The sequence below is a fragment of the Streptomyces ruber genome, assembly GCF_014648075.1.
GTDB classification, from domain to species: domain Bacteria; phylum Actinomycetota; class Actinomycetes; order Streptomycetales; family Streptomycetaceae; genus Streptomyces; species Streptomyces ruber.
The window spans coordinates 621600-634290 of the sequence record NZ_BMQK01000002.1 but is presented as its reverse complement, the minus strand read 5'-3'; the positions used below and the strand labels follow the sequence as shown (position 1 = coordinate 634290).

Annotated in this window: 10 protein-coding genes; 1 reads left to right on the top strand and 9 read right to left on the bottom strand. The window is 73.3% G+C overall.

The genetic code is table 11. The features are described from left to right. Positions 1-63 precede the first annotated feature (63 nt). The 4 genes from IEZ04_RS07280 to IEZ04_RS07265 form a co-directional block, all read right to left on the bottom strand. On the bottom strand, positions 64-1521 hold the full coding sequence (locus tag IEZ04_RS07280; protein ID WP_189215851.1) for an aldehyde dehydrogenase family protein: 1458 nt from the start codon (positions 1519-1521) through the stop codon (positions 64-66). A 122-nt stretch (positions 1522-1643) separates the two neighbouring features. Beyond that, on the bottom strand, positions 1644-2090 hold the full coding sequence (locus IEZ04_RS07275; RefSeq protein ID WP_189215850.1) for a hypothetical protein: 447 nt from the start codon (positions 2088-2090) through the stop codon (positions 1644-1646). Continuing rightward, positions 2087-2257: a hypothetical protein gene (locus IEZ04_RS07270; RefSeq protein ID WP_229820876.1), complete on the bottom strand. Its 171-nt coding sequence runs from the start codon at positions 2255-2257 to the stop codon at positions 2087-2089. Before IEZ04_RS07270 ends, IEZ04_RS07275 begins: the two co-directional genes overlap by 4 nt. A 687-nt stretch (positions 2258-2944) precedes the next feature. Beyond that, on the bottom strand, positions 2945-3415 hold the full coding sequence (locus IEZ04_RS07265) for a nuclear transport factor 2 family protein (RefSeq protein ID WP_077797483.1): 471 nt from the start codon (positions 3413-3415) through the stop codon (positions 2945-2947). A gap of 161 nt (positions 3416-3576) precedes the next feature. On the opposite strand from IEZ04_RS07265, the gene IEZ04_RS07260 reads away from it, so the two are divergent. Then, positions 3577-4020: an Rrf2 family transcriptional regulator gene (locus IEZ04_RS07260; protein WP_189215849.1), complete on the top strand. Its 444-nt coding sequence runs from the start codon at positions 3577-3579 to the stop codon at positions 4018-4020. Positions 4021-4316: 296 nt separating this feature from the next. Here the strand turns inward: IEZ04_RS07260 and IEZ04_RS07255 are convergent, their stop codons facing one another. The 5 genes from IEZ04_RS07255 to IEZ04_RS07235 all read right to left on the bottom strand — a co-directional run bounded on the left by IEZ04_RS07255 (position 4317) and on the right by IEZ04_RS07235 (position 12629). Further along, a complete protein-coding gene (locus tag IEZ04_RS07255) occupies positions 4317-4889 on the bottom strand; it encodes a Tn3 family transposase (RefSeq protein ID WP_268245654.1) in 573 nt (190 codons plus the stop codon). 544 nt (positions 4890-5433) lie between these two features. Further along, the gene (locus IEZ04_RS35765; RefSeq protein WP_444545449.1) at positions 5434-7302 is read right to left on the bottom strand and encodes an SWIM zinc finger family protein; all 1869 of its coding nucleotides are present in this window, start codon (positions 7300-7302) and stop codon (positions 5434-5436) included. Between the two features lie 563 nt (positions 7303-7865). After that, complete coding sequence (locus tag IEZ04_RS07245) at positions 7866-10763, bottom strand: SCO1167/SCO6262 family helicase (RefSeq protein ID WP_189215847.1); 2898 nt, start codon at positions 10761-10763, stop codon at positions 7866-7868. Between the two features lie 136 nt (positions 10764-10899). After that, a complete protein-coding gene (locus IEZ04_RS07240) occupies positions 10900-11487 on the bottom strand; it encodes a sugar kinase (RefSeq protein ID WP_189215846.1) in 588 nt (195 codons plus the stop codon). Continuing rightward, positions 11484-12629, bottom strand: coding sequence for an ROK family glucokinase (locus tag IEZ04_RS07235; RefSeq protein WP_189215845.1), 1146 nt, complete (start codon positions 12627-12629; stop codon positions 11484-11486). Before IEZ04_RS07235 ends, IEZ04_RS07240 begins: the two co-directional genes overlap by 4 nt. Positions 12630-12691 lie beyond the last annotated feature (62 nt).

Genomic DNA, 12691 nt, shown 5'->3' with positions numbered 1-12691 from the left:
ACCCTTCCTGTGCAGGAGGGCTGCCCGGCGCCCAGGTGGGCGCCGGGCCAGGTGATGATCTGATCAGTGAGCGGACTGGGTGTGGTCCTGCTCCACGTACACCTTGAGGGCCTGGAACTCCTCGATCGCTCGCGGGCCGCACAGGTAGCCGTAACCGCTTCCCTTGACGCCGCCCTCCTCGAAGTCCTCGCTGATGGCTCCCCAGGTGTTGATCCATACCGTGCCGGTGCGGATGCGCCGGGCGATCCGGCGGGCCTTCATCGAGTCCGAGCTGAACACCGAGGCGGCCAGGCCGTAGATGGTGGCGTTCGCCTTGGTCACGGCGTCGTCCTCGTCGTCGAAGATCTCGAACGTCTGGACCGGACCGAAGACCTCTTCCTGCACGATCCGGACGTCGGTGCGGTCCACCTCGATCAGGCTCGGCCGGTAGAACGCCCCGGCGGCCAGCGGGCCGTCGGTGACCACACCGCCGCGCAGCAGCACCGTGCCGTACGAGGCGGCTTCCTCGACGATCGCGTCCACCCGCTGGGCGGACGCCCGGTCGATCACCGGGCCGAGCTGGGCCTTCTCGTCGTCGCCCGACCCGAGCCGCACCTGCGCGAGCGCGGCGGTGAGCCGAGTGCGCACCTGGTCGGCGATGTCCCGGTGAACCAGTACACGGGAGCCGGTGCAGCAGAACTGCCCGTTCATCAGCACCAGCGACTGCACAACAGTCGGGATCACCATGTCCAGATCGGCGTCGGGAAAGATCACCATGGGCGCCTTGCCGCCCAGTTCCAGACCGAGCCGCTTGAGCGTGGTGGAGGCCGCGGCCGCGATACGGCGCCCGACCGGCGTACTGCCGGTGTAGTTGATCACGGCGACCTTGTCCGAGGAGACCAGGAACGGGGCCCCGGTGTTGCCGGACTCGGTGAACACGCTGACCACACCCGCCGGGATCTCCGGGACCGAGGCCAGGACCTGCGCGAAAAGCTCATTGGTCAGCGCCGTCTGAGCCGGAAGCTTGACCACGACGGTACAGCCGGCGGCCAGCGCCGGGCCCAGTGCCCGCACGGTCAGCATGATGGGAGAGTTCCAGGGAGAAATGATCCCGGCGACACCGAGCGGCTCGGGCACCGAGTGGGTGTACTGGCCGGGTGCCGTCTCGGCGGCGCGCCCGGCGGTCTGGGTGCGCACAGAGGCCGCCGCGTACCGCAGCCACCCGACCGCACCGCTGACCTCCCACGTGGTCTCACCCAGCAGCTTGCCGTTCTCCCGGGACAACATGGCCGCGACCTCGGGTACCCGGGCCTCTAGGGCGTCGGCCAGCCGGCTGAGCGCGGTCGTCCGGAGCGAGGGAGTGCGCGCCCATTCGGTGGTCTCGAACGCGGCGGCGGCTGCGTCCACGGCGGCCGAGGCCTCCGCCTCGCCACCGTCGTAGAACGAGCCGACGACGGTGCCGTCGGCCGGGTTGATCGATTCCAGAACGGAGCCGGAGCCGGTCCACCGTCCGTTGATCCAGTGCTGCGCGATGGTGTTCATGGTCCGCTCCTCGTGGTCTCGCCCGGGTACCGGGCGGTTTCGATGTCTCCACGAGAATGGCTCGGCCACCGTGCCGACAGCCTCCGTCAGCTGACTGACATCCGGCCGACGGCTCGCTTGCTTCAGTACCGGGGCAGTGCTGAGACCCGACCGGTGGCTCTCCGTGGACGTCGAGTCCGCTTCTGGTAGCGGCCTCGTCCGGGTTGAGTGAGGAAGCCTTGGCGGGTGAGGTGTCCGAGGCGGCTGCGGGTGATGTCGACGGATGCCTCGTCGGTGGGCATGCCGAGGCGTTCGTGCAGTTCACCGGCTCGGAACTCTTGATCGGGATGCTGGTTGAAGGTGTTCACGATGGCCTGGTGGGCGGTGTTCGTCTCGGGCGGTGCGGGTTGGCCTGAAGCCGGTGCGAGTTCGGCGATGACCTTCCGGGTGCTGACCAGGTTCGCGAGTCGCGCTTCGGTCTTGGTCAGGGCGGCGGTCAAGTGCTCGATCTGATCACGCAGTTCGTCGGCACGGGCTGCGGTCCTGTCGTGCTGGGCCTGGAGGCCGGCCAGGAGCTCGATGACGTTCACGCGGCCAGTCCGAGGGTGTCGCGCCCGGCTGGACTCGGTGTGGTGAGGCGGCGGGTCATGTTCGCGATCGAGGCCCAGTAGACGCGCGGGGCGGACGTGTCGGACCGGTGATCGTACTCGCGGGCCAGTCTGCGGTGCAGCGTCAACGTGCCGTTGACCTGCTCCACGAGGACCCAGGCCGTGGGCGGTGAGGTGGTCGGCGAGCGCGGTGAGTTCGGCGGCGTCGCGGCCGAGCCGCTTCATCTCGTACACGGTAAAGCTGACGCGGCAGTGCGGGGCGTGGGCCTTGACCTCCCGCGCCGTACGAGCGCCTCCTCGAACTGGGCCCTCCGCGGACGCGGGTGCTGATCTTCTCGCTGAAGATCTTGTCCCTCGGGATGCCGTGGCCCGCAAGGCGTCGAGCTGGGAGTCGTCGTCCTGCCCAAGGGCAAAGCAAGGGGCGCGGGTGGTGCCGTCTCTTACGCCGGCCTCCGCGCCGGTTCTCGTAATCGTCACGGACTCATGGCAGGCCGAGCCCTCCACGGTCCGCGCACGCGTGGAACTCGTCCACGGTCAGCGTCGGATGCGCAGGGCTTGGCGGCATGGGGAAGGGCAGTCCGGCCCCGCGTACCTCGATGATCTTTGGGGTGGGGTCCCGTCGCAGCCGTGTGTCTCGTGGTGGCGGGCCCGGAGAACGTCACTCGATGTGGGTCGTTGCCCTACCTGCCGGCCAGGGCTGCTGATACTCGATGAGTCGGCCTGCCGGGTCGTGTCGGCGGCTGGGTGCGAACAACAACTTTGTTCAAGAAGCAGCGCCGGGTATGCGGCCCGAAGAAGGGAGTGTCTTGTCGCATACTCGGCGCTGACCGGCAGAGTTACGCCGTCGTGGCTGCTGTCTCGGTGGCTTCGACTGCGGACTTGAAGTCGGGGTGGACCCCGATTTGATCAAGCCACACGCTCATCAGGTTGTAGCAGTTGAACCTTTCGATCTTTCCGTCACGGAGGTACCAGAGGTCCGCCGCCGGCACGTCGATCCGGTTCCCGGTCGGTGGGATCTCGCCGACCGGAGTCGGAAACCCTCCGAGATGCGTGCCCTGGATTCGCAGCTCGACGGCGACGACATCACCGAACGCATGTACCTCGAGCAGCTCACGGTGTACATCGGGGAACGAGCGGGCGAGGCCCGCGATCACCTGAGGAATCTGCTCTCCGCGGAAACTCTGCGAGGTCGACATGTCGTTGAACGACCCGTCCTCGGTGAACAAGGCCAGGAAACCGTCACCGTCGAGAACGTTCCCTTCCGCGAGCCGGTAAGCCTCGCGAATGATCTTTTCGTTACTTTCCATTGCTGTTCTCCTTCGAGTTCGCGACATGCTCACGGTCCGCGCTTGTCTTTGATTGACCCTTCCCGGCTGTCGTAACGATAATTGTTACGCCAGATTGTCGCAACCTTCACTGTTGCGACTGCGCTGTCGTAACATGGAGCGTTGCGACCGGAGGAGGGATCATGAGCGCCAACAGCAGGCTGACCATTGCCGCCCATGCGCTGGCCTGGATCGGTCTCTACCAGCGCCAGGGCCACGAGGTCGCCACCTCCGAGCAGATCGCAGCCAGCGCGAACACCAACCCCGTGGTGATCAGACGGCTGCTCGGCGAGCTGCGCAGGGCCGGCCTCGTGGAGTCCCGGCGGGGCGCGGGCGCGGGCTGGTCGCTGGCGCGCGAGCTGGGGTCGATCACCCTGCTCGACGTGTACGAGGCAGTGGAACCCGGCCCGCTGTTCGCGATGCACCGCACCACTCCTGACCAGGGATGCGTGGTGGGTCACGGCATCCAGCCGGCAATGCGGGGCGTCTACCAGGACATCGAGGAGACCCTGAGACACGAACTGGCCCGCGTCACGCTCGAGAAGGTACTCAGGGACGTACTCGCGGCACCTCGCCAGCCTCTCTGATCAACTGGGCGACCCCGTGCGAACCGTAGGGTTCGGCGTGGGTTCTGCCCACCGGGGCGGAGTGACGTGAGCGTGGAGAGGGAATCCCGCGCCGAACGCGTTGGATCCGCCGCCGGAACAGACGGCGGGCACAGGCCGAGCTCACCGCGGACCAGGCCGTGCTCGTCCAGCGGCTCTACGACGACGAGCGGGAGAAGACCGTCCAGCAGATCCCCGACAGATTCGGCGTGCCCCGTTTCACGGTGCACGGGCACCTCGACAAGCCCAGACCGTCCCCCGCCAGGCCCAGATTGTCCCTACGGCGAGATGTGGGCCAGTTCCTCCGGCTCGATCGTCCAGCCCTCCTCCGGCAACTGCCGGACGATCTCCGCGATGTCCAGGGCGTTGTGGAAGATCACCGCGTTCGTGAGCAGCGCGTTGAACTTCATCGCCTTCTCCTGCTCGACGGGGTCGTTGCCGGCGAGGACGCCACGGTTGCCGAAGCCGAGCCACTGGGAGAAGCCGTTGAACGCCTCGACCTTGTTCGTCGCCGCGGTCACCCGCCGGCGCAGCGGGGCATCCGAGAGGTAGCGCAGCAGCTGCACGGTGCGAATCACGCGGCCGACCTCGCGGAACGCGGTGCAGGTGGCGTTCTTCCACGATCCCGACCGCAGCCGCTTCGGCAGCGTGGACGAGGAGATCGCTCCCTCGCGTACGGAGATCGCCACCCGCATCAGGTGCCGGAACTGCGACTCGATCAGGTCCCAGTCCCCAACTCCACAAAGGGCGGCAAAGGACGCCTCGGTGTTCAGCCGCTCGGAACGTCGTCCGTCATGGCTGCGATCGCAAATGCAGCGTCCCCGAGGACAGCGCTGGAAGACAAACTGCATGACGAGTCGAACGCGTCACGCGGGCACGCACAGTGAACTTCACAGCGATGCCTCACCGGAGCGCTCCCGTGAGGCTTCGTCTCGTGGCTCCGGGCAGAGGCCCGCCAAGGATGCTCCCCGGCGGAGCCTCGGTCTGTCACCGGCCCTGTCACACGTCTGTCACCAACTACGCCGACGCCACCGGACCGCAAGACCTGACCTGCTACAACGCACACACCATGGACTGGCGTGGACGCCCCTGGACGGTCTCTACAACCTGTGCCACGTCGTACCGAGCGAGGGGCCGAGGATGATGACCGGGGCGTCCTTCGGACCGTCCAGGCGGTACTGGAGGACGGGCGTCCGCGTCTCACTCACCGCTCCACGCTAGCGTCCCCGCGGACGTGATCCGTCCTCGGACCCCCGGCCTCCGCGCCCGGTTCCGGGAGATCGGCCGCGGACCCTCACACGATCTTCACCACGAGCGGCTCACGAGGAGCTCGCGAGCGGCTCACGGGCGGGTGCCGGGCGGGTGCCGGCGGCTCCCGAGCGATGCGGTCCGGTCTCAGAGGCCGTCGGCCGCGCCGAGGCCCGTGAGGGCGCCCACCGGGTCCGGGTCGGGGGTGCCGCGGGGCCACCAGTCGTCGCGGTCCGGCTCCGACTCGTAGGCGTACCACAGTCCGTCGCGGCCCAGGCGGAGCTGGAGATGGCCGCCGGGGTGGGTGAGGCGGTTGCGCCAGGGCCGGAAGGCGGGGAGGTCGGCGGCGCGGAGGAGGGGCCGCGCACGGTCGAAGCGGCCCGCCGGCGGATCCCAGGGCTCCTCCAGGGCCGCGAGCCCGTCGATCCCGCCCTGCCGCCACGCGGCCACCGCGCGGGCCAGGTCGGCCGGGGTGCGGCCGGTGGCGGCGGCGAGCGAGGCGTAGAGGGCGCGGGTGGCGGCGGTGAGCCCGGAACCGGGGCGGGCGGCGGCGAGCCGTACCGCGTCCTGCCAGAGCGTGAGATCCGCGACCGGGTCGCGGCCGGTACCGAGCAGCGCGTGCGCGCGGGCGGCCGCGTCGGTGGCCAGCTGGTCCAGGGCGAACGGGTCCGGGCCGCCCGGCGCGCCCGGGTGGACGGGAGGCTGCTCGGGGTGCCGCAACGCAGGCGGCGGCGCCGGGAGCGGCGGCAGCGGACGCGGGGCCAGGGCGTCACGGGCCCGGACGCCCGGGAGGGGCGCGGGGTCCTGGTCCTGCGCGGCGCGGGCCGCGCGGGCGGCGCTCCGCCGGGACAGCGCGTCGAGCAGCTCGCGCTCACCGCGTCCGCGCAGCAGAAGCAGGACGAACGGGTCCTCGTCCAGGAGGCGCGCCGTCTGGTAGCAGAGCGCGGCGGCGTGCTTGCAGGGGTGACCCGAGTCGGGGCAGCTGCAGCTCGGGGCGAGGTCGCCGGGGCCGGGCAGCAGGGGCACCCCGCAGTCGGCGAGGGAGTGCGGCATCTCCCTGTCGAGCAGCGCCGCGATGTGCCCCGGCCGTTCGGCCGCCGTGTCGAGGAAGCGCTCCCAGTCGCCGTCGGACAGCGTCCGCAGCCGGACCTGCGTGCGGTACGGCCGTGCCCTGCTGCCCTGCACATAGCCGAGGACGAGACCGGGGGTGACCGTGATCGCGTCCACGTGCCCCTGCCGGGCGTACTCCCGCCCCCGCCCGAGCCGCGCCGCGTCGAGGGCCCCCTGCTCCAGGGCGCCCACCCACGCATCGCCCCACCAGGTCTCCGCGAACCGCTCCCCCGGCCCACGACGCGCCGGGAAGGCGGCGAAGGTACGCCGCAGATCGCCGTCGCGGGCGGGCGCGGCCATCGACGGGGGGACGCGCGGCGAGGCGGATGGCGGAGGCGCGCCGGCTGCCCGCCCAGGGGAGGCGGACGGGGTCGGTACGTCGGCTGCCCGCCCAGGGGAGGCGGACGGGGTCGGTACGTCGGCTGCCCGCCCAGGGGAGGCGGACGGGGTCGGTACGTCGGCTGCCCGCCCGGGAGAGGCAGGCGGAGTGGGTGCGCCGGCTGCCCGCCCGGATGAGGCGCCGGGGCCGGTCGGCACGCCGGAACCGGGGGCGGCCGGGCGCGGCGAGGCGGGCGTGGCGTGCACGTCGGCCGCCTGCTCGGGCGTCGCGCCGGGGGTGGTCCCGGCGCCGGAGTCGGGCGCCGCCCCCGAACCGGACGCCCGCGGCGCATCGGACGCTGCCGGTGCCCCGGCCGCCCGCTCGCGTGCCGCACCCGTTCCGGTCTCCGCGCCGGGGCCGGGCGCCGCAGCTGCCCCGGCCGCCGGACCGGCCGATACACCGGGAACGGCCGCCGCACCGGTGACGGGCGGCGCGTCGGAGCCGGGCCGGGGCGGCCGGGCGGCTCCCGGCCGGGCGGCGCCCGGGGCCGATCCGGGCGGCGCGTCGGCCCCGGACCCACCGGTCACGGCCGGCCCCGCGCCGGACGCGTCGCCGTGTCCCTCGGTGCCGTGCCCGGGGGTGTCGTCCGGGCGCGGCCGCGCTTCGTCGGCGGCGGTGGGCACGGCGAAGGCGCCCGCGAGCAGTGCACGCAGCTCCGCTGCCCGGTTTACCGTCGTCTCGCGCGGGGCGCTCCGCCCCGGGGTGGGGCGTCCCGCGGGCGCGGAAGGACGCCTCGCCGCGGAACGGCTCCGCGCGGAGGCGCTGGCCGGGCGTGTCCGTCCGGGCTGCTCCTCCGGCTCCGTCGTGTCCCCCGCCCGTGCCTCCCCGCGGGCCTCACGCGCCGCCCGCAACGCCTCCCGGGCCACGTCCCCCGGCCGTGCCTGCCCGCTCGCGCCCGCGGGCCGCGCGGACACCGTTCCTCCGTCGTCCGGCCCGGGCGCGGACGCGGCCGGCAGCTCCTCGGGCGGCCGTGTCTCCCGCGCCGCCCGCTCCCGCCGGGCCGCCCGCAGCGCCCGGCGGGCCACGTCGCCCGGCCGGCCCGTACCGGCCGGCTCGCGTCCCGCGCCGTCGCGTGTCTCCTTCGCCCCGCTCACGTCTGCCTCCGCAGCGACACCAGATCGGTCAGCTCCCGGTCCGTCAGCTCGGTCAGGGCGGCCTCCCCGGAGCCCAGGACGGCGTCGGCGAGGGCCCGCTTGGCCTGCAGCATCTCCGCGATGCGGTCCTCGACCGTGCCCTCGGTGACGAGGCGGTGGACCTGGACGGGCTGGGTCTGGCCGATGCGGTAGGCGCGGTCCGTGGCCTGCTCCTCCACCGCCGGGTTCCACCAGCGGTCGAAGTGGATGACATGGCCCGCGCGGGTGAGGTTCAGCCCCGTGCCCGCCGCCTTGAGGGAGAGGACCAGGACGGGGGTCGCGCCGCTCTGGAACCGGTCGACCATCCGCTCGCGCTCCTTGACCGGAGTGCCCCCGTGCAGCACCTCGACCGGGATCGCGCGGGCCGCCAGGTGGGCGGTGATCAGGCGGGCCATGCCGACGTACTGGGTGAAGACCAGCGCCGAGCCGTCCTCGGCCAGGAGGGTGTCCACGAGCTCGTCCAGCAGGGCGAGCTTTCCGGAGCGGACCGCGAGACGGTCGTCCGCGCCCGGACCGTCCTCCGCGTCCTTCAGGTACAGCGCCGGGTGGTCGCAGATCTGCTTCAGCGCGCCCAGCAGCTTCAGCACCAGGCCGCGGCGGGCGATGCCGTCGGCCGTCTCGATGGCGAGCATCGACTCGCGCACCACGGCCTCGTACAGCGCGGCCTGCTCGCGGGTGAGCGGGACCGCGTGGTCCGTCTCCGTCTTCGGCGGCAGTTCGGGGACGATGCCGGGGTCGGACTTCTTGCGGCGCAGCAGGAAGGGGCGGACCAGGCGGGCCAGCCGCTCGGCGGCCTCCTGGTCCTCACCGGCCTCCACCGCGCGCGCGTGGCGGGCGCGGAAGGACTTGAGGGGGCCGAGGAGGCCGGGGGTCGTCCAGTCGAGCAGGGCCCACAGCTCGGAGAGGTTGTTCTCCACGGGGGTGCCGGTGAGGGCGACGCGCGCGGGCGCCGGGATGGTGCGCAGGGCCTTCGCGGTCGCCGAGTACGGGTTCTTGACGTGCTGGGCCTCGTCCGCGACGACCATGCCCCAGGAGTGTCCGGCCAGCAGGGGCGCGGCCGTCCGCATCGTGCCGTACGTGGTGAGCACGAAGCCGCCGTCCGGGCCGCCGAGGGTGCGCTCGGTCCCGTGGTACCGGCGGACCGGGACGCCCGGGGCGAAGCGGGTGATCTCCCGCTGCCAGTTGCCCAGCAGGGACGCCGGGCAGACCACGAGGGTGGGCTCGCGGCGGGCCCGGCGCAGGTGCAGCGCGATGACCGTGACCGTCTTGCCGAGGCCCATGTCGTCGGCGAGGCAGCCGCCGAGGCCGAGGGAGGTCATGAGGTCCAGCCAGGCGAGGCCCCGCAGCTGGTAGTCGCGCAGCCGGGCGGCCAGCCCCGGCGGCGGCTCCACGGTGCCCGCTCCCGCCGTCAGCCGGTCCCGCAGCGCCGCCAGCGCGCCCGTCGGCACGGCCTCCACCGTCTCGCCGTCGACCTCCGCGCTGCCGGTCAGGGCGACGGAGAGCGCGTCGACCGGGTCGAGCAGGCCGAGCTCGCGCTTGCGGGCCTTGCGGACGAGGGCCGGGTCGACGAGCACCCACTGGTCCCGCAGCCGGACCACCGGGCGGTGGGCCTCGGCGAGGGCGTCCATCTCGGTCTCGGTGAGCGGGTCGCCGCCGATCGCCAGCTGCCAGCGGAACTGGAGCAGGTCCTCGCTGTCGAAGAAGCCGGTGCCGTCGGTGGCGGAGCCGGGCGCGGGGCGGACCACCGCCGTGGCGCTGAGGTCGCGGGCGAGGTCACGGGGCCAGTGCACGGCGACACCGGCCGCCGCGAGGCGGGTCGCGGCGACGCCCAGCAGGTCGGCCACCTCCTCCTCGGACAGGGCGAGGACGTCGGGCACGTCCTGCTCGGCGAGCCGGTCCAGGGGCGGCCAGACACGGGCCGCGCGGCGCACGGCCAGCGCGGCGTCCACCCGCGCGCGGGGCCCGAAGGCCGGCTCCGCGTCCCCCGCCCACAGCGCGGCGGCGTCGGCGACGAGCGTCGGGTCGGCGAGGCTGTGCACCTGGACGACGGCCGCGCCGGCCCGCCGCGCCCCCTCGCTGTCGTCGAACAGGTCGGACGCCGACAGGTCGAGCCGCAGCGAGATCCGCAGCCCCGCGTCCATCCCCGCCGCGACCTCCGCAGCCCAGTCCCGCGCGCGGGGCAGGCGCTGCGGCGCGGCAGCGGCGAACGGCCTGCCGTACGCGTGGGGCGCGGCCGGGGTGCGCGGCAGCGTGTCGGCCACCGCGTCGAGGAAGGCCCGCATCAGTGCCTCGGGCTCGGGCAGCCGGAGCGGGCCGCCGCCGGCCAGCGGCACGGCATGACCCTCGTACGGGAGGGCGGCGGCCACCGCCCGCAGGTGCGCGATGTCGTCCTGGTCGAGCGGTCCGGTCCGCCACGCGTCGTGGCCCTCGGGCGTGAGACCGGGCAGCAGCCGCCCGCGGGCGACGAGCCGCAGCGCGTGCAGCGCGGCGGCGCCCCAGCAGGCGGTGGCGGGGTGGGCGGCGGGGTCGCGGCGGGCCCGCGCGAGCAGCGGCAGCGCCTCGCCGACCGGCAGCGACACGGCGGGCACCGTCGCCCTGCGGACCTGGCTGCCGTGCGGCCGTACGACCGTGATCTCGCAGTTCCACGCGGCGCGGTCCGCGTCGGGCTCCGGATCGGACGGATCCCAGAAGGCCACCCGTCCCTGCCGTGGCACGGGCGCGGGCAGGAAGACGGCGGCGAGCCGCGCGGACACCTCCGCACCGCCCCCGGCGGACGCCTCGTACGCGCCCGCAGCACCCGCCGCGCCCGCCGTGTGCCCGCCGTGCACGGCCGTCCGTACGGCCCCGTCCCTCATACGCCCGGTCACCTCCCGCCCGGCTGTCGGATCGATCGTCTCCGACTCTACGGGCGGGGTCTGACAACCGGCTCCGACGGCCGCCGACGCGGTCCGTCGGTCCGTCACGGAGTCGGTCCGTCACGGAGTCGGTCCGTCACGGAGTCGTCGTCGACACCACGTACACCATCGGGTGCTCGGGATTCGACCGGTTGACGACGACGGTGTGCGTCGGCGCCGGGTCGGGCTGCTCGCGGACGAGCCCGGACCAGGGTCCCGGGCCGGAGAAGTCCCAGCCGACGGTCTCCCGGTCGCGGTCGCTGATGGTGATGTCGTCCGGCTCCAGCGCCCCGGGGCTCGTGCCGATCTCGCCGAGGAACCGCTCCAGCCCCACGTCGTTGGTGAGGAACTGGACGTAGAGGCGGCTGGTCTTCCAGTTGTTCGTCTCGTAGTAGGCGACGTCCCAGGAGCCCCGCGGGACGGGCACGTGGTACAGGCGGCGCTGGAGGCGCGACGGATAGCCGGCGGTGAGACCGGTCGCCGAGTACTTCTCCTCCTTGTCCCGGCCGCTGTCACGGCTCTGGCCGGCGGAGATCGCCAGATAGCCGGCGGGGATGCCGATCAGCAGCACGATGATCACCAGGGTCAGCGCGCGGCGCCGGATCATGCGGCGCCGGTTCTCCGGGGACCGGTCCGGCGCCGGCTCGTCCGGCGGCGCAGGCTGGCGCGGCAGGGCGGCCGTCATGCGGAGTCCTGGGTGGTGCGGCGGGTCTCCGTGTACCGCGCGTAGCGCTCGTAGCGCTCCACCCGGCGGCGGTTGGCGCGGCGGAAGCGGCGGGCGACGAGCCGGGCGAGGTCCGCGGCGCCGACCATGCCGGCCTCGGGGCCGAGCTGGGCGCGGGCGATCCGGGCCTCGGGGCGGTAGCCGCGGCCGGTCAGGTGGCGCCGGAAGGCGTCCCGCGCGGGGGCGATGAGCAGGTCGTCGGCGGCCGACACACCGCCGCCGATCACGAAGCAGGAGGGGTCGAGGGCCGCGGCGAGGTTGGCGATGCCGACGCCGAGCCACTGGCCGATGTCCTGGAGCAGCTCGATGCACATGGCGTCGCCCTCGCGGGCCAGCTCGGTGATCATCGGGCCGGTGATCTCGGAGATGTTGCCCTTGACGTGCTCGATGATCCCGTACGCCACCGGGGAGTCGGCGGCGGCGAGCTCCCTGGCCTCGCGGACCAGCGCGTTGCCGGAGCTGTACTGCTCCCAGCAGCCGCGGTTGCCGCAGGGGCAGCGGTGGCCGCCGGGGACGACCTGCATGTGGCCGAACTCGCCCGCGACGCCGAACTTGCCCCGCTTGACCTGCCCGTCCTCCAGGATGGCGCCGCCGATGCCGGTGCCGAGCGTGATCATCACCAGGTGGTCCTCGCCGGCCCCCGCGCCGAAGCGCCACTCGGCCCAGGCGGCGGCGTTGGCGTCGTTGTCGACCAGGACCGGGACGGCGAGGCGGTCGGCGAGGCGGTCGCGCAGCGGCTCGTTGCGCCAGGACAGGTGGGGGGCGAACAGGACGCGGTTGCGGTCGGCGTCGACCCAGCCGGCCGCGCCGATGCCGACGGCGTGCACGTCGTGCCGGTCGGAGAGGTCCAGGACCAGTTCGACGATGGTGTCCTCGACGACCTGGGGGCTCTTGGACTTGTCGGGCGTCTCCGTGCGGAGCTTCTCCAGGATGGTGCCGTCGGCGTCGACGACGCCCGCCATCACCTTCGTACCGCCGATGTCGATGCCGACCGTGGGTACGCGGGGCGCGGACAGGTGCGAACGGCGCTCGCGCGTGCCCACGGTCCGCAGGACGGTGGCCCGGGCGGAGCCGCGGTGTGTGAAGTCGCGGTAGGTGCTCATCGCGCCGATTCTGCCCTACGCACCCGCCGGGCGCGCCGTGGGGCGTCCGCGTTGCCGCCGCC

Excerpts from the sequence above, each read along its gene's own strand:
- IEZ04_RS07280 (WP_189215851.1), bottom strand. The coding sequence starts at position 1,521 with ATGAACACCATCGCGCAGCACTGGATCAACGGACGGTGGACCGGCTCC.
- IEZ04_RS07265 (WP_077797483.1), bottom strand. The coding sequence starts at position 3,415 with ATGGAAAGTAACGAAAAGATCATTCGCGAGGCTTACCGGCTCGCGGAA.
- IEZ04_RS07260 (WP_189215849.1), top strand. The coding sequence starts at position 3,577 with ATGAGCGCCAACAGCAGGCTGACCATTGCCGCCCATGCGCTGGCCTGG.
- IEZ04_RS07255 (WP_268245654.1), bottom strand. The coding sequence starts at position 4,889 with ATGCAGTTTGTCTTCCAGCGCTGTCCTCGGGGACGCTGCATTTGCGAT.
- IEZ04_RS07245 (WP_189215847.1), bottom strand. The coding sequence starts at position 10,763 with ATGAGGGACGGGGCCGTACGGACGGCCGTGCACGGCGGGCACACGGCG.
- IEZ04_RS07240 (WP_189215846.1), bottom strand. The coding sequence starts at position 11,487 with ATGACGGCCGCCCTGCCGCGCCAGCCTGCGCCGCCGGACGAGCCGGCG.
- IEZ04_RS07235 (WP_189215845.1), bottom strand. The coding sequence starts at position 12,629 with ATGAGCACCTACCGCGACTTCACACACCGCGGCTCCGCCCGGGCCACC.